At 33.9% G+C, this 17,059-nt stretch carries 17 protein-coding genes; 15 read left to right on the top strand and 2 right to left on the bottom strand.

Annotation, left to right across the window (positions count from 1 at the left end):
* The first annotated feature begins 38 nt into the window (after positions 1 to 38).
* Complete coding sequence (locus tag QO190_RS07925) at positions 39 to 920, top strand: SDR family oxidoreductase (protein ID WP_213190523.1); 882 nt, start codon at positions 39 to 41, stop codon at positions 918 to 920.
* 83 nt (positions 921 to 1,003) lie between these two features.
* Positions 1,004 to 3,127: a T9SS type B sorting domain-containing protein gene (locus QO190_RS07920; RefSeq protein WP_371462310.1), complete on the top strand. Its 2,124-nt coding sequence runs from the start codon at positions 1,004 to 1,006 to the stop codon at positions 3,125 to 3,127.
* A gap of 53 nt (positions 3,128 to 3,180) precedes the next feature.
* On the opposite strand, the gene QO190_RS07915 is transcribed toward QO190_RS07920, so the two are convergent.
* Complete coding sequence (locus QO190_RS07915; protein WP_371462309.1) at positions 3,181 to 4,164, bottom strand: zinc metalloprotease; 984 nt, start codon at positions 4,162 to 4,164, stop codon at positions 3,181 to 3,183.
* A 343-nt stretch (positions 4,165 to 4,507) separates the two neighbouring features.
* Positions 4,508 to 7,114 (bottom strand): ATP-dependent chaperone ClpB, encoded by a 2,607-nt coding sequence (gene clpB, locus QO190_RS07910; RefSeq protein ID WP_371462308.1) that lies wholly within the window; start codon positions 7,112 to 7,114, stop codon positions 4,508 to 4,510.
* A gap of 263 nt (positions 7,115 to 7,377) precedes the next feature.
* Between clpB and QO190_RS07905 the strand changes: the two genes are divergently transcribed.
* The 13 genes from QO190_RS07905 to pcaF all read left to right on the top strand — a co-directional run bounded on the left by QO190_RS07905 (position 7,378) and on the right by pcaF (position 17,059).
* A complete protein-coding gene (locus QO190_RS07905; RefSeq protein ID WP_371462307.1) occupies positions 7,378 to 7,965 on the top strand; it encodes a TetR/AcrR family transcriptional regulator in 588 nt (195 codons plus the stop codon).
* A 72-nt stretch (positions 7,966 to 8,037) separates the two neighbouring features.
* Entirely contained in the window at positions 8,038 to 9,123 is a 1,086-nt protein-coding gene (locus QO190_RS07900) for a 2Fe-2S iron-sulfur cluster-binding protein (protein WP_371462306.1), read from the top strand.
* A 22-nt stretch (positions 9,124 to 9,145) separates the two neighbouring features.
* Positions 9,146 to 9,403: a hypothetical protein gene (locus QO190_RS07895; protein WP_371462305.1), complete on the top strand. Its 258-nt coding sequence runs from the start codon at positions 9,146 to 9,148 to the stop codon at positions 9,401 to 9,403.
* Positions 9,404 to 9,523: 120 nt separating this feature from the next.
* Complete coding sequence (paaA, locus tag QO190_RS07890; protein WP_371462304.1) at positions 9,524 to 10,474, top strand: 1,2-phenylacetyl-CoA epoxidase subunit PaaA; 951 nt, start codon at positions 9,524 to 9,526, stop codon at positions 10,472 to 10,474.
* 509 nt (positions 10,475 to 10,983) lie between these two features.
* Complete coding sequence (gene paaB / locus QO190_RS07885) at positions 10,984 to 11,265, top strand: 1,2-phenylacetyl-CoA epoxidase subunit PaaB (RefSeq protein ID WP_104794144.1); 282 nt, start codon at positions 10,984 to 10,986, stop codon at positions 11,263 to 11,265.
* 76 nt (positions 11,266 to 11,341) lie between these two features.
* Positions 11,342 to 12,082 carry a 1,2-phenylacetyl-CoA epoxidase subunit PaaC gene (gene paaC / locus QO190_RS07880; RefSeq protein WP_371462303.1) on the top strand — a complete coding sequence of 247 codons (741 nt, stop codon included), beginning with the start codon at positions 11,342 to 11,344 and terminating at the stop codon, positions 12,080 to 12,082.
* 242 nt (positions 12,083 to 12,324) lie between these two features.
* Positions 12,325 to 12,777 (top strand): 1,2-phenylacetyl-CoA epoxidase subunit PaaD, encoded by a 453-nt coding sequence (paaD, locus tag QO190_RS07875; protein ID WP_371462302.1) that lies wholly within the window; start codon positions 12,325 to 12,327, stop codon positions 12,775 to 12,777.
* A 115-nt stretch (positions 12,778 to 12,892) separates the two neighbouring features.
* Positions 12,893 to 13,690, top strand: coding sequence for an enoyl-CoA hydratase/isomerase family protein (locus tag QO190_RS07870; RefSeq protein ID WP_371462301.1), 798 nt, complete (start codon positions 12,893 to 12,895; stop codon positions 13,688 to 13,690).
* Between the two features lie 95 nt (positions 13,691 to 13,785).
* Positions 13,786 to 14,913 carry a 3-hydroxyacyl-CoA dehydrogenase NAD-binding domain-containing protein gene (locus QO190_RS07865; RefSeq protein ID WP_371462352.1) on the top strand — a complete coding sequence of 376 codons (1,128 nt, stop codon included), beginning with the start codon at positions 13,786 to 13,788 and terminating at the stop codon, positions 14,911 to 14,913.
* A gap of 12 nt (positions 14,914 to 14,925) precedes the next feature.
* Complete coding sequence (locus QO190_RS07860; RefSeq protein WP_371462300.1) at positions 14,926 to 15,165, top strand: hypothetical protein; 240 nt, start codon at positions 14,926 to 14,928, stop codon at positions 15,163 to 15,165.
* Positions 15,162 to 15,368 carry a hypothetical protein gene (locus QO190_RS07855; protein WP_371462299.1) on the top strand — a complete coding sequence of 69 codons (207 nt, stop codon included), beginning with the start codon at positions 15,162 to 15,164 and terminating at the stop codon, positions 15,366 to 15,368. The genes QO190_RS07860 and QO190_RS07855 overlap by 4 nt, the downstream gene beginning before the upstream one ends.
* Before the next feature lie 48 nt (positions 15,369 to 15,416).
* A complete protein-coding gene (locus tag QO190_RS07850; protein WP_371462298.1) occupies positions 15,417 to 15,830 on the top strand; it encodes a PaaI family thioesterase in 414 nt (137 codons plus the stop codon).
* A gap of 14 nt (positions 15,831 to 15,844) precedes the next feature.
* Positions 15,845 to 17,059, top strand: a complete 1,215-nt coding sequence (gene pcaF / locus QO190_RS07845) for a 3-oxoadipyl-CoA thiolase (RefSeq protein WP_371462297.1) — start codon at positions 15,845 to 15,847, stop codon at positions 17,057 to 17,059.

The raw sequence follows: 17,059 nt of genomic DNA, 5'->3' as shown, positions 1-17,059 counted from the left end.
TGCTTACTTTTAAGCATTAATTTTAAACAAGACTTGTCATGAATATGTATACACAACCTATGCTTCAAGAGAACGCATTAAAAGATAAAGTAGCCATCGTTACAGGTGGTGGAAGTGGTTTGGGAAAAGCCATGACTAAATATTTTCTACAACTGGGAGCCAAAGTAGTGATTACTTCTAGAAATTTAGAAAAATTACAAGGAACTGCCGCAGAATTAGAAGCAGAAACTGGCGGTAAAGTGCTTTGTGTTTCTTGCGATGTAAGAAATTGGGACGAAGTAGAAGCGATGAAAGAAGCTGCGATTAAAGAATTTGGTAGAATAGATATTTTGCTCAATAATGCTGCTGGAAATTTTATTTCACCCACCGAAAGATTGACGCATTCTGCTTTTGATTCTATTTTGGATATCGTTTTGAAAGGAACCAAAAACTGTACACTTTCTGTAGGAAAATATTGGATAGACAATAAAATTCCGGGAACTGTGCTTAATATTGTTACCACTTATTCTTGGACGGGTTCTGCTTATGTAGTTCCTTCAGCTTGTGCAAAAGCAGGAGTTCTAGCGATGACCAGGAGTTTAGCTGTAGAGTGGGCGAAATACAATATTCGTTTTAATGCAATTGCACCGGGTCCATTCCCTACAAAAGGAGCTTGGGAAAGATTATTGCCGGGAGATTTAGCCGAAAAATTTGACATGAGAAAAAAAGTACCATTGAGAAGAGTAGGAGAACATCAAGAATTAGCAAACTTAGCAGCATATTTGGTTTCTGATTATTCAGCGTACATTAACGGAGAAGTAGTAACCATCGATGGTGGAGAATGGTTGCAAGGTGCTGGTGAATTTAATATGCTAGAACAAATTCCGCAAGAAATGTGGGATATGCTGGAAATGATGATAAAAGCGAAAAAGAAATCATAAAATATACTTTTAATCCCGGAAATTATTTTCGGGATTTTTAATTTTAAATCCCTAATTTTATCCTTCCAAAAAATGGAGGTTTTGTGAAAAAAAAATACTTTAAATTCCTTTTATTTCTGATTTTTTGTTTTTTAGGAAGAGCAATTTCTCAGACATGTGGAGGTTCTTTTGGAGCCCCTATTTTTATTGAAGATTTTGGTAGGGTAAATAATTCTAATCAAACTATTTCTCCAGCTTTAGTTTCTCCAGCATTTACCAATTATATTTATTCATCAGTAATGCCACCCAATGATGGTTATTATACTATTTCTAATACTACGGAATATTTACCTTGGGGTTGGCAAAAATCATTAGATCATACCAATGATCCGTCTGGAACTTATGGAAATATGTTGGTAGTAAATGCAGATTACAGCCCAGGAGAATTTTATAGAAGAAGGGTTTCTAATCTTTGTTCTAATCAGGTTTACCGTTTTTCTGCTTGGGTTATTAATTTACATAGAACTGGAGCAAATGTGATTAAGCCCAATGTAACTTTTCAAATCAGAAGTACTACTACTGGAGCTATTTTAGGCTCTATTTCTACAGGAATCTTGTCTGAAGAAAACGGAGAAGTTTGGAAAAATTTTTATCTAGATTTTAAATCTGATCCATCATCTTCTGAAGTAGATGTGGTTTTAATAAATAACGCTGCAGGTGGAATAGGAAATGACTTGGCGATAGATGATATTAGTTTTTCACCCTGTGGTCCATCTACATCTATCACTGCTACTTTAGGAAATCTTTTCACTACTGGAGTTTGTGATAATTCACAGAGTTTTATTCTAACTGCGCAAATGAGTTCTAATACTTTTCAAAATGTAAATTTCATTTGGCAAAAAAGTACAGATGGCGGAAATACCTGGTCGAATTTAACTGGCGCAACAAGTAATCCTATTATTACCATTCCCGCAGGTAGTTATCAGAATAATGACCAATTTAGATTTATTGTAGGTGAATCTACTAATATAAATTTGACTTCTTGTAGGGTAATGTCTGGTATTTCTACGGTGAAAATCAATGGATATCCTAATGCACCAAGCAATAGAAGTTTTAGTTTTTGTAAGAACTCTACCGCAACTCTCACGATTCCAGAAAATAATATACTTTGGTATACTTCTGCAACTGGTGGGATAGGAAGTATAAATACTCCAATTATTGATACTTCTGTGGCTGGAACTAAGGATTTTTGGATTACCCAAACGGTTAATGGATGTGAAAGCGCAAGAGCAAAAATTACAGTTAATATTCTTGATAATCCATTGGCTCCTATTGTTTCAAGTTATGAATTTTGTCAAAATTCCACTGCCTCATCTTTGTTAGCAGTTGGAACTGATTTGAAATGGTATACTAGTTCTACAGGAGGTGTAGGAAATACAGTCGCTCCAATTGCTAATACTTCAATTGTTGGAGATTTTTCTTTTTGGGTTACACAAACTATAAATGGCTGCGAAAGTGAAAGAGCAGAAGTAAAAGTTAAAATTCTACAAGCTCCATTTTCTGCTGCTTTAAAAGATACTTCTATTTGTGATGGAGAAACTTTAGAGTTAGATGTGGGGGATGGTTTTATTGCAGAATGGCAAGTAGTGCCTCCTGTAATAAGTAGAACTTTGCCTATTTCTAGTCCAGGCAAGTATTCCGTAAAACTTACAGATGGAAATGGTTGCGTAGCTGTTCAAACAGTAAATATTACTACAGGAATTACTCCGATAATTACCCAAGTGAAAAGTGGAGAAGATTTTCTAGAAATTTTAGCAGAAAATGGGAATCCGCCATATTTTTACTCATTAGATAATGTAAATTGGCAAACTTCTAATATTTTTAAAAATTTGTCCGCTGGGATTTATCAAATTTATGTAAAATCTCAAACCAATAGTTGTACAGCAGTTGCAACTTCGGCTGTGCTTTTTATTCCAAATGCTTTCACACCTAATCAAGATGGTTATAATGATGTGTGGAGAGTTTCTAATATAGAGTTTTTCTCTAAAGTGAAACTTAAAATATTTGATAAATTCGGCACTCAAGTTTTTATGGCAGAAGATGTTTTAAAATTCAATTGGGATGGTCTATATAACGGAAGAATATTACCTTCAGAAACTTATTGGTATGTTATGGAAATTGATGGACATTATACTAGAACGGGTTGGATTTTTCTAAAAAACAGATAAAATAAGAAAGCCGAATCAACGATTCGGCTTTTCTCATTAATGTATAGGATTTTTTATAGATTTCTTAAACCTGCTCTAGCTCCACCTGCAGCTACTACAGCTTGCATTCTGTCTTTTTGACCAGCAGAGAACATATACATTGCAGCATCATCTACATAATCCATGTAGTTCATGAACATTACAGATCTTTGTACACCACCACAAGTGTTGTATAATGGATAAGTTGGTTTGCCATAATTAGCACCTGTTTGAGTAGGAGTATCAGTTACGAAATCATTTCCACAAGTTGCATCTCCCCAAATGTGACGAAGATTTAAGTAGTGACCTACTTCGTGAGTCGCAGTTCTACCTAAGTTATAAGGAGCAGAAGCGCCAGTTACACCTACGAATGGAGCAGCTAATACTACACCATCATTCCATAAACCAGCAGATTCTGGGAATGTAGCGTATCCTAAGATTGAAGACATGTCACCAACTACCCAAATGTTGAAGTATTGAGTAGGATCTGTAGCATCAATTCCTTTAGTAGAAGATTTTTTCATGGCATCGTTAGTTCTCCAAGATCTTACAGTAGTTGATTTTCTTACAGTTTTTACTAATCTAAATCTTACTTTAGTATCACCAGCTGCTACTGTAGAGAATTCTGAAGGGATTTTAGATGCATCCGCATTAATTCCAGCGTAGTCTGCATTTAAAACAGCAATTTGTTCGGCGATTCTTGCATCTGAAATATTTTCAGCGCTTGTTCTGTATAATACATTGAATACAACAGGGATTTCTACAGTTCCATCAGCTAATACTCTTCCTAATTTTTTAGCTTGAATGAATCTTTCAGTTCCTGCTTCAATTGCAGCAAATCTTGCTCTTGCTTTTGCATCATTTTTAAGTAGTTCTGCTCTGATTTCTTCAGACGGACAAAATTTTCTAGATGCAGTTGCTGTTTTTGCGGTACTGTCTGTTAAGTTTGCGGTTTCCTCAGTTGTGTTACAAGCGGCTAACATTCCGAGTGTTATAACACCGAATAATAATTTCTTCATAAAAATAGATTTTAATTAACAATGCGAATATATAAAGTTGTAAATTATTTTGCAATATTTTTTTTTAATTTTTTTTAAATTATACTTGTTTTATATTTAATTTTTTAGATTTTTAATTGTTAATTAACTATCTAGAAGTTTATTATGTTTGTTTATTTGTTAAATATTTTTTTAATTTATTTTTGATGATATTTTATTTTATAGTGTTTTTTTTAGTTTTTAAATTTGATTTTAATCTGATATATTGATAATTTGTTAAAAATAGAAAAATCCGCCTGAAAAATTCCAGACGGATCTCCTATGAAAAACTTAAATGGTTAGTTTTATATGAAAAATATGAATGTTATATTTCAACTGGTCTGAAAACCAGTCCGCTTTCTTCGAAATAATCTAAAATGATTCTGTCTCCATCATTTATCTTTCCTGCGAGAATTTCTTTAGATAATCTGTTCAGGATTTCATGTTGAAGCACTCTTTTCAATGGTCTAGCTCCAAATGTAGGGTCGTAACCTTTGTTGGTTAGGTATTTTAAAGCGTCTTCAGTCGCAGTTAAGATGATGTTTCTCTTTTCTAGCATTTGATTAAAGCCTCTTAATTGGAAATTCACGATTTTACCAATTTCTGATTTGCTTAACGGTTGGAAAAGCACCACTTCATCTATTCTGTTTAAAAATTCTGGACGAAGAGATTGTTTCAATAATCCGAAAACTTCTTCTTTGGTTGCTTCTAGAGTTTCAAAATCGATATTATCATCTTTGTCACGCTGTGCAGCGTCAAAACGTCCCTGAATAATATGCGAACCAAGGTTGGAAGTCATTATAATGATAGAGTTTTTAAAATTCACTACTCTTCCTTTGTTATCAGTTAATCTTCCATCGTCTAAAACTTGTAAAAGCGTGTTGAAAACATCTGGATGCGCTTTTTCTATCTCGTCAAGTAGCACTACAGAATATGGTCTTCTTCTCACTGCTTCGGTTAATTGTCCGCCTTCATCATAACCTACATAACCTGGAGGCGCACCAACTAATCTAGAAACGGAGTGTCTTTCTTGATATTCACTCATGTCAATTCTGGTCATGTTGTTCTCATCGTCGAATAGGAATTCTGCCAAAGCTTTTGCCAATTCTGTTTTACCAACACCAGTGGTTCCTAAGAAAAGGAAACTTCCGATTGGTTTTTTCTCGTCATTTAATCCTGCTCTATTTCTTCTAATAGCATCTGCAACTGCAGATATAGCTTCTTCTTGACCTACTACTCTTTGGTGGAGTTCGGTTTCTAGATTTAATAATTTTTCTCTTTCAGATTGAAGCAACTTGGTTACTGGGATTCCAGTCCATTTTGCGATGACTTCAGAAATATTTTCAGCGGTTACCTCTTCCTTGATGAGCTCATTCTGATGATTTTGCATTTCGAGTTCTAATTTTTTCAAATCTTCCTCTTTTTCTCTAAGTTTACCGTATTGTATTTCGGCAACTTTTGCGTAATCACCGATTCTAGAAGCTCTTTCTGCTTCTAATTTTAGAGACTCTATTTCTTTTTTAATGGCAGTTAAATCTTCAGATTTTTGTTTCTCACCAAGCCATTTTGCATGGATTTCGTTTCTTTGTTCCTGAATTTTCGCAATATCTTCTTTCAGATGATTGATTTTCAATTCGTTTTTTTCTCTAGAAATTGCTGCAAGTTCTATTTCTAACTGCATTAGTTTTCTGTCAAGAATATCGAGTTCTTCAGGCTTAGAATTGATTTCCATTCTTAGTTTTGCTGAAGCTTCATCAATCAAGTCGATGGCTTTATCTGGTAAAAATCTGTCTGAAATATATCTTTGAGACATTTCTACGGCAGCAATAATGGCTTCGTCTTTTATTCTTACTTTGTGGTGTGCTTCGTACTTGTCTTTAATTCCTCTCAGGATAGAAATCGCAGATTCTGTGTCTGGTTCTTCTACCATTACTTTTTGGAAACGTCTCTCTAAAGCTTTATCTTTTTCAAAATATTTTTGATATTCATTTAAAGTAGTTGCACCTACTGCTCTTAATTCACCTCTTGCTAAAGCTGGTTTCAGAATATTTGCAGCATCCATCGCACCTTCGCCACCGCCAGCTCCTACTAAAGTGTGAATTTCATCGATGAAGAGAATGATTTGTCCATCGCTTTTAATGACTTCATTTACTACAGATTTCAAACGCTCCTCGAATTCACCTTTGTATTTTGCGCCAGCAATTAATGCGCCCATATCTAGTGAATAAATGGTTTTGTCCATTAAATTTTCTGGAACGTCTCCTGAAATAATTCTGTGAGCAATTCCTTCTGCAATTGCGGTTTTACCAACACCAGGTTCACCGATAAGAATCGGGTTGTTTTTGGTTCTTCTTGATAAAATTTGTAAAACTCTTCTTATTTCTTCGTCTCTACCAATTACAGGATCTAGTTTTCCTTCTGCTGCGAGTTCGTTGAAGTTTTTAGCATATTTATTTAAACTTTGATAAGTTTCTTCTGAACTTGCCGAAGTTGCTTTGCTCCCTTTTCTTAATTCTTTGATGGCGGCTTCTAATGAATTTTTAGTCACTCCAAAATCTTTTAAAATTTTAGAAACTTCAGAATTTACCTCTAAAAGTGAAAGCCAAAGATGCTCAATGGTTACATATTCATCGCCCATTTTTTTGGCAACATTCGGTGCGTCTAAAAGAATTTTATTTGCTGGTTGAGAAAGGTAAATGTTTCCACCTTCTACTTTTGAAAGTTTTTCTAAGGCTTCACGGTTTTTTTCTCTAATAAGATTAAGGTCTGCTTCTGATTTTTTCATCAAGAATGCAGAGATATTTTCATCTACTTGAAGAATTCCTTCTAATAAATGTTGAGGTTCAATGCTTTGATGGCCGAAATCAAGCGCAATTTGTTGTGCTTTTTGAATGGCTTCTTGTGATTTTGTGGTATATTGATTTAAGTTCATATTAATGGTTTTGATTGGTATGCTTCAAAATGTATTCTAAAGTTATTTTTAGGTCAAAATTTCCTGATTTTTGTAATTTCTTAGGTTTTTTAATGACAAAATTTCTGAATTCTATATATTATTGAGTTTGGATGTTGACATTGTTTCTGATTTCTGGTTAGGTGTTTGATAAATATAATTCATAATTTTTATTTGTTTTATTATATAATGTTAATTTTTTTTAGAAAATTTATATTGTATATTTGTTGGAAACACAAATACCAATGAAGAATCTCACTCCGAGACAACAAGAAATACTAAATGTAGCTCTTGAATTGTTCTATAAAAGAGGTTTTGCAGATACCTCTATGAGAGACATAGCAGAAGTGATGAATGTAAAAGCTGCATCACTTTATGCACACATTAAATCTAAAGAAGAAATTATGGAATGGATTAGTGATGATGTTTCTAACAGATTTATGAAGATATATAACGACCTTAAAAATCCTAACCTATCTGCTTTTGAAAAAGTTAGAATCTTAGTCATCAATCATCTTACCGAAATGTATAATAATGTAAAGATGTTCGATGTTTTTTTTACCAATATTTATAGATTAAAAGTAGATTTTAAAGAGCAGCATATATATTTAGATAGAATTAATGCTTACAAAGATCTTGCAGAAAAAGTGATCAGAGAATATTTACTTTCTTTGGGTTTAGCAGATGACGAAAATTTAATGTTGACCACCAAGTTTTCACTTAATGTCCTGAATAACGTTTACCGATACATTCCCGAAGAAAATTTTGATTTAGAAAAGCATATTCGTTTTCTTCAAAATGTTTTACTCTATGGCGTGATTGGTAAAAAATAAATTTATCTTTTATTTTTCGCATAAAATATTATATTTGTTGACATCGGGTTACTACCGAAGAAATGAATTGATATGAACCATTTTTATACATTAAAAGTAGCTAAAATTCAGAAGGTTACAGGTGAAGCGGTAAAAATCACCTTCGAAATACCTTCTTCTATACAAGATAAATTTAAATTTAAACAAGGGCAATATCTTAACCTCAAGTTTAATTTTGGGGAAGAAGAGTTTCGCCGTTCTTATTCTATCATAGATGCACCTTCCGAAAATTCTCAAACGCTTTCCATTTTAGTTAAACAGATGGAAAATGGTACTATTTCTACCTATCTTAATCAAAATCTTAAAGAAAATGATGAGGTAGAAGTGCAACAACCTATGGGAAATTTCTGTACGAATTATCACTTGTCTAATCACAAAAACTATGTAGGAATTGCAGCGGGAAGTGGTATTTCTCCGGTTTTGTCTAATCTCAAAGAAGCATTGTTTCAAGAACCTAATGCTAAAGTTTTATTGTTTTTTGGCAATAAAGATTCACAAAATATTTTGCTCAAAGAAGAATTAGATGCCTTGAAAGAGCAATTCTCAGAGAGATTTCAGGTTACGCATGTTTTGAGTAGAGAGCCCCAAGAAGATGCTCTTTTTGAAGGAAGAATCACCACTGAAAAGTTAGGTCAACTTTTAGATAAAAATTCCGAAATAAAACCAGAAGATTCTACGTTTTTCATTTGTGGACCTACTGAAATGATTAAGTCCACTTCAGATTTTCTGAAAAAAGAAAGAAAAGTTCCTGCATTGCAGGTTTTATATGAATATTTCTCCGCTCCAGATGATGAAGATAATGCAGAAATGAGCGAAGAATTCAAGAAAATACCCAACTTAGAAAGTTTTGTGACGTTAATTATAGATGATGATGAATATTCTATTCATCTCAATTCTAAAAAAGAAAGTATTTTAGATAAAGCATTGAAAGAAAACTTACCGGTTCCGTTTGCTTGTAAAGGTGGTGTTTGTTGCACCTGCAAAGCCCAAGTGATGGAAGGTGAGGTTTTTATGGAAAAAAACTTTGCGCTTACCGAAGACGAAGTCGCGAGAGGTTTTGTATTAACTTGTCAGTGTCACCCTACTACTAATATCGTGATGCTGAATTATGATGTATAATTCATTCTAAAAAATTAAAAAAATGGTCAATTGGAAATTCGCAAAAGCCATCGATGAAAACGAAGAGTTTAAAATAAATGGCACAAATATTTGGAATCATTATTGGCATTGTGTCAACAAAAAAGTAGAAGTAAAAGGACCTTATGAAGGGCAAGTTTACTTTTTTAAAGAGTATGAAATTACCGACGGAGACCAAAAAATAAACTTCGTTGCAGGAGAATTTGTAAATTCTAAAGTCGGGATTTATATAAAAGACGATTTAAGCGACGGAAAGTTATGATTTGGCTTATCGCTGTCTGCTTTCTGCAACCAGCTGAAAAGAGCTCATAATCAAAAAAATATTGTATTAAAAAATTTAAAAAATGCTGAAAGCAGATTGCCGAAAGCTGAAAGCAAAAATATGGATACAGAAAAATTTTTACAATACGTTCAAGCCGAAAATAAGGTAGAACCCAAAGATATGATGCCAGAAGATTACAGAAAACTTCTGGTAAGACAGATTTCTCAACATGCTCATTCTGAAGTAGTGGGAATGTTGCCAGAAGCCAATTGGATTACCAGAGCGCCAAGTTTGAGAAGAAAAATGGCACTTTTGGCAAAAATTCAAGATGAAGCAGGTCACGGTTTGTATTTATATGCCGCTACAGAAACTTTGAACAACGGAGAAATAGCCGCAGATAGAGATTCTACCTATAATGATATGCTTTCTGGAAAAGCCAAATATTCTAGTATTTTTAATTATCCCGCGTTAAGTTGGGCAGATATTGGAGCGATTGGTTGGTTGGTAGACGGTGCTGCCATTATGAATCAAGTAATGTTGATGGGAAATTCTTACGGCCCTTATTCTAGAGCTATGCTAAGAATTTGTAAAGAAGAATCATTTCATCAAAGACAAGGCTACGAAATCCTGATGACGCTTTGCCGTGGAACCAAAGAACAGAAACAATTGGCTCAAGACGCTTTAGACAGATTTTGGTGGCCAGCTTTGATGATGTTTGGTCCGAATGATGAAGCTTCTCCTAATTCTCAAAAATCAATGAATTACCGAGTAAAAAGAGAAAGTAACGATTCACTCCGCCAAAGATTTGTAGATGTTACCGTTCCTCAAGCAGAATTTTTAGGGCTGAAAGTTCCAGATAAAAATTTAAAATGGAACGAGGAAACGGGACATTATGATTTTGGCGATTTACCTTGGGATGAATTTATGGAAATCTTAAAAGGAAACGGACCGTGCAATAAAAAACGCCTCGAAACCAAGAGAAAAGCACAAGCAGAAAACGCTTGGGTAAAAGAAGCTGCGATTGCGTATGCTGCAAAACAGGAAAATTTAAAAAAAAATAAAATATTATGATGTTATACTCTGAAAATAATAAAAAATTAAAAATTATATTATTAAATATTTGTATTTTGATGGTTTTCAAAAATTTTAGTATTAATTTTAATGAAAACGGGGCATATAATTTTGGATTTTTCTTTGGTCTGTTACTTAGAGCTTATGTTGTTTATTTAATTACAAAGTTTTTTTTAAATAAATACCTTAAAATAATTATTTAAAATTTAAAATATTCATTAAGGCTTAAACAGGGAATAGTGAAAATATATATGTTTTGAATAACAAAATTTTTTACGAAAAAATTAGCTTTAACAAAAACAGCTCCATAGAAGTCGTATTAGAGTATGAAATTTTAAAAAAAATAGTTGTTTTAAACCTTGCCTAAAAACAAAATCAGTGTATCTGTGCGAGCTATGGTAGCGAAAAGTAGGCACTTGAATTAAAAGTAGCTATCCGAGTTTTCGTTTATGTGATTTTGAGGAGCAAAACAAAAATAATCTAAAATCTAAAATTTATAATTTAAAATAATGAATAACCTTGATATGTGGGAAGTTTTTATCCAAACCAAACCAGGACTTTCTCACAAACACGCAGGAACGGTTCAAGCGCCAACTGCAGAACTGGCACTTCAAAACGCTAGAGACGTTTATACAAGACGCGGAGAAGGAACTTCTATTTGGGTAGTTCCCAGCAAATATGTGGTAACAAGCGAAGGAATAGACAAGGAAGCATTCTTTGATCCTGCAGATGACAAACTCTATCGTCATCCTACTTTTTACCAAATTCCTAATGATGTGAAAAACATGTAAAAATTGGTAATTAGACTTTTGGTAATTAGTATTTGGTACTAATTACCAAATACCAAAATACCAACTACCAAAAGTTATGAAGAATTATATCCTAAAACTTGCAGATGATTCCCTGATTATGGGGCAAAGATTGGCAGAATGGTGCGGAAAAGGTCCGTACTTGGAAGAAGATATTGCGGTCATTAACATCGCTCTTGATCAATTGGGTCAAGCCAATAATTTCTACAATTTAGCGGCAAATTTATTTAATGACGGCAGAACTGCTGACGATTTTGCCATGCTTCGTGTAGAAAAAGAATATCTCAATGCACAATTGGTAGAATTACCAAACGGAGATTATGCACAGACTATTATGAAGGCTTATTTATTTGCGGTTTACCAAAATTTATTGTACGAAAATTTAAGCAATTCTGCAGATGAAGAACTGAGAGCTATTGCTCAAAAATCTCTGAAAGAAGTAAAATATCACTACACACATACCGAAACTTGGATGCGTATTTTTGCTCAAGGAACTGAAGAAAGCCGAAAAAGAATAGAAGCGGCTCTCGAAAATCTTTGGGAATACACAGGCGGACTTTTTGATGAAGTAGAAGAAGAGGAAAATTTGGTGGCACTGAATTTAATTCCTTCTTCTAAACAACTTCATGAAGAATGGAAAGCTAAAATCGTAGAAGATTTTGCCAAATTTGGTTTAGAAGTTCCAACTTCAGAATTTATGCAAAAAGGCAGCAGAAAAGGAATTCACAACGAATATTTTGGATATATTTTGTGCGAATTGCAGTACATGCAAAGAACGTATCCTAATTGTGTTTGGTAAAATTGCTGGAAGTCAGAGGTGAGAAGCTGGAAGTTTACAATCTTAGTGCACATTGCAGAACATCTTTGATGTTCCTTTGCGAACTTAAAAATATTTTCAAAGTAGTAAAAAATAAATCTTTGCGCTCTTTGCGTTGAAAAAATATTTAGAATCTTTTTGTGAGTTTTTATAACGATATCACTACCAACTTTAATAATTAAAAAACTTTTGTGCCTTTTGTGGTTTTAAAAAAAGAAGAAATATTGCGGTTACTTAACCAAATTCCAGACCCCGAAATTCCAGTAATTAACATCGTGGAACTCGGGATTGTTCGTGACGCAAAAATGATTTCTGAAACAGAAGCAGAAATCGTCATTACGCCTACTTATTCAGCGTGTCCCGCTATGTTTAATATCGAAGAAGATATTATCAAACTATTTAAAGAAAAAGGAATTTCTGCAAAAGTAGTTACCAAAATCTTTCCGATTTGGACTACCGATTGGATGACTGATGAAGCCAGAGAAAAACTGAGAGCTTACGGAATTGTTCCACCAGAAAAAGGCGCAGATGAAAATCATCTTCACATTCCCAAAAAATGTCCGAGATGTGGCAGTGAAAACACTACGCAAATCAGCAGATTTGGTTCCACACTTTGCAAAGCCAGTTATCAGTGCCAAGATTGTTTAGAACCTTTTGATTATTTTAAATGTCATTAACGTAAAATTGTAGAACTGTAAAGTTGCAAAATCGCAGAACCAAAAAAAATCACATAAAAACATTAGATTTGTAAAAACGACTTTACGATTTTACAAATTAACAATTCTAAAGAAAATGTACACTCAAATAGAAATAGAAACCCATTTCGAGGGTAAGTTGAAAATCGCTTATCTCAATCAGCCCGAAACCTATAATTCACTCAATAAAATTTTACTTCAAGAGTTGAAAAATTTCATTGTAGAATGCAATGAAGATGAAAATGTGCGTTGTGTAGCACTTTCTGGCAGAGGAAAAGCTTTTTGTTCGGGGCAAAATTTGAAAGAAGCACTTTCACTCGGAAATGTAGAGGAAGAAAGAGTGATTCAGAAAATGGTGGTAGACTATTATAATCCTTTGGTTGAAGAAATTGCACATTGCAGAAAACCAGTCGTTTCTTTGGTGAATGGTCCTGCAGTTGGAGCTGGAGCAATGTTAGCGCTGATTTGTGACATTTGTTTGGCTACAGAAAATTCCTATTTCTCTCAAGCTTTTGTAAATATTGGTTTAATTCCAGATACAGGCGGAACGTATTGGTTGCCTAAATTATTAGGACGTCAACAAGCGAATTATCTTGCTTTTACAGGAAAAAAACTCTCGGCAAATGATGCTTTGAAACTGGGGTTAATTGCAGATGTTTTCGGTGATGCAGAATTTTCTGCAAAATCTATGGAAGTGCTGGAAACACTTTCTCATTTACCAACAAAAGCGATTGCGTTAACCAAAAAAGCATTCAATCATTCTTATGAAAACGATTTAAAAGAGCAATTGGATTTAGAAGGAATTTATCAACAAGACGCAGCAGAAACCCAAGATTTCAAAGAAGGCGTTACTGCATTTTTAGAAAAAAGAAAACCGAATTATACAGGAAAATAACAAAGATGCAAGAATCAAGAATCAAGAACCAAGAGTCTAGAGTCTCGAATCTCGAATCTGGAATCTCAAAAATAGGAATCATCGGCTCAGGAACTATGGGAATTGGCATTGCGCAAGTAGCAGCTACTGCACATTGCGAGGTTTTTTTATACGATGCCAACTTCTCACAAACCGAAAAATCGCTTAAAAATTTAAAATCCACATTAGATAAATTAGCGGAAAAAGGAAAAATTTCTATTGAAAAATCCTTAGAAATTTTCAGCCAAATTAAGCCTTGTCAAGAAATCAAAAAATTAAAAGACTGTGATTTGGTTATAGAAGCCATCATCGAAAATAAAGAAAGCAAGCAAAAAGTTTTCGCCGAGTTAGAAACTTATGTTTCAGAAAAATGTGTTTTGGCTTCTAATACTTCGTCTATTTCCATTACTTCGCTTCAGTCAGAACTTAAAAATCCTGAACGTTTTATCGGAATTCATTTTTTCAATCCAGCGCCATTAATGCCCTTAGTTGAGGTAATTCCTGGGTTATTGACTGAAAATAATTTGGTTCAAGAAATCGTAGATTATATGAAATCTTGGGGCAAATCTCCTATCATTGCTAAAGATGTTCCTGGTTTTATTGTCAACAGAATTGCAAGACCTTTTTATGGTGAAGCATTGAGAATTGTAGAAGAAAATTTGGCAACACCAGAACAAGTAGATGATGCGATGAAATCTCTTGGAAATTTCAAAATGGGACCATTTGAATTGATGGATTTAATCGGAATTGATGTTAATTTTTCGGTAACGAAAACGGTTTATCAGGATTATTTTTTCGATCCCAAATATAAACCTTCCTTGCTTCAACAAAGAATGAATGAAGCCAAATTACTTGGCAGAAAAACAGGTAAAGGTTTTTATGATTATTCTGAACAGAGCCAAGAATCAAGAACCGAGAACCAATATTTAAAAACCGAGAACCAACAGCTGATAACCGATAACCAAATCTTTATGAGAATTATTTCTATGCTCATCAATGAAGCGGTGGAAGCAAAAAGATTAGGAATTGCCAATGATGAAGACATAGAAACAGCAATGCAAAAAGGCGTAAATTATCCGAAAGGATTATTGAATTGGGGAAAAGAAATTGGCTTTTCAAAAATTTCGGAAGTCTTACAAAATCTCTACGAAGAATACCAAGAAGAACGCTACAGACAAAGTCCGTTGCTTAGAAAATTGAATTAAAATCTATTGATTATGAAAAAAGAATTGATAAAAAGTCTAATCCAATCCGTAACCTTTGTTTTGATTTATTCTGTTCTGGGATATTTTTACAACGAAATTGATGTATCAATAATAGAATATTTTAAAAACGAATTAAATAAAAACTTGGTTGTTCTAGGATTAATGTTTATACTTTTTTTCATAGGAAATTACATCAATAGAAATAAAGAAATCACTTGGGAAACTATATTTAAAAAACATAAAAGAGAATGAATCCAAAACTAATTATTGCAATCATAAACGCAATTGTATCTTTCGTCATTATTGTTCCGATGAGTTTTTTCATGAATAAATTCATCAACAATTCTGAGGATACTTTTGTACAGTTTTTCCAAGATAAATGGTTGATTTTAACAGTATTTGTTTTAATTTTTACCATATACAACAGCTTTTTAAAAGGCAGAAAACTTAAATAAATCAACTACACAATTTTACAAATTAACGACTTTACAATTTTATAATAAATGACACCATTAGAAACCGCACAATACATGCTCAATCAAGATTTTTTCTCTCAATGGATGGAGATAAAACTGGTTGAGGTTCGTGAATATTACTGTTTGATTGAAATGCCCATCAAAAAAGAGATGATTAATGGCTTAAAAACGGTTCATGGCGGAGTAACTTTTGCTTTTGCGGATTCTGCATTGGCATTTTCTTCTAACAATACGGGAGATGCAGCAGTTGCGCTCAATTGCATGATTAATTTTACCAAAGCGGTACGTTTAGGAGATACGCTTTTTGCCGAGAGTATTCTCATGGCAGATACCAGAAAAACAGCAGTTTATGATATTACGATTACCAATCAGCATAAAGTGGTGGTCGCAAGTTTCAGAGGAACTGTTTATAAAATTGATAAAAAAGTAGTTGATTTATAATTTCGAAATCAGATATGAAACAAGTATACATCATAGATTATATCAGAACACCGATTGCTAAATTTCAAGGTGGTTTATCAGAAGTAAGAGCAGATGATTTAGCAGCCATCGTTTTGAAGGAAATTGTAAAGAGAAATCCACAAATTCCCGCCGAAGAAATAGAAGATGTGATTTTAGGTTGTGCCAATCAAGCAGGCGAAGATAACCGAAATGTCGCAAGAATGGCTTCACTTTTGGCAGAACTTCCTGTAAAAATTGGTGGAGAAACCGTGAACAGATTATGCGCTTCTGGAATGGCAGCAATTACCAATGCGTACAGAGCGATTGCAATTGGAGAAGGCGAAATTTATTTGGCTGGGGGAGTTGAACAGATGACTAGAGCGCCTTATGTTTTGAGTAAATCTGCTCAGCCTTTTGGCAGAGACGTACAGTTGTTTGATAGCAGTTTCGGGTGGAGGTTTGTTAATCCTAAAATGAAAGAACTCTACGGAGTAGATGGAATGGGTGAAACCGCGGAAAATCTAGCCGAAATCTATAAAATTTCCAGAGAAGCGCAAGATGAATTCGCTTTACATTCTCAACAAAAAGCTACTTCTGCTCAAAATTCAGGAAGATTAGCTCAAGAAATTGTAAACGTAGAAATTCCACAAAAAAAAGCCGAGCCAAAAATCTTTTCACAAGACGAATTTGTAAAATCAGATACTACTTTAGATATATTGGCGAAGCTAAGACCTGCTTTCAAAAAAGATGGAGGAAGTGTTACTGCAGGAAATTCTTCGGGCTTAAATGACGGAGCTGCTGCCATGATTTTGGCAAGTGAAGACGCCGTAAAAAAATATAATTTGAAGCCATTGGCAAAAATTATTTCAAGCGCAGTGGTTGGTGTAGAACCTAGAATTATGGGAATAGGTCCAGTAGAAGCGACTAAAAAAGCACTTTCTAGAGCCAATCTTTCGTTGGAAGATATGGATATTATTGAACTCAACGAAGCTTTTGCAGCTCAAGCATTATCTGTTTTACAAGAATTAGGAATCGATGCAAACGACGAACGCCTAAATCCAAATGGTGGCGCGATTGCATTAGGTCATCCTCTCGGAATGTCAGGAACTAGAATTGTAGGAACTGCTGCTTTAGAATTACAGAGAAAAAACAAAAAATATGCACTTTGTACACTCTGCATCGGAGTGGGACAAGGTTACGCAATGATCATTGAAAACGTAAATCTGTAA

This window comes from Cloacibacterium sp. Arc13 (assembly GCF_041431305.1).
GTDB classification, from domain to species: domain Bacteria; phylum Bacteroidota; class Bacteroidia; order Flavobacteriales; family Weeksellaceae; genus Cloacibacterium; species Cloacibacterium caeni_B.
Note: the sequence above shows the minus strand (reverse complement) of the source record. Positions and strands in the feature narration are given on the sequence as shown.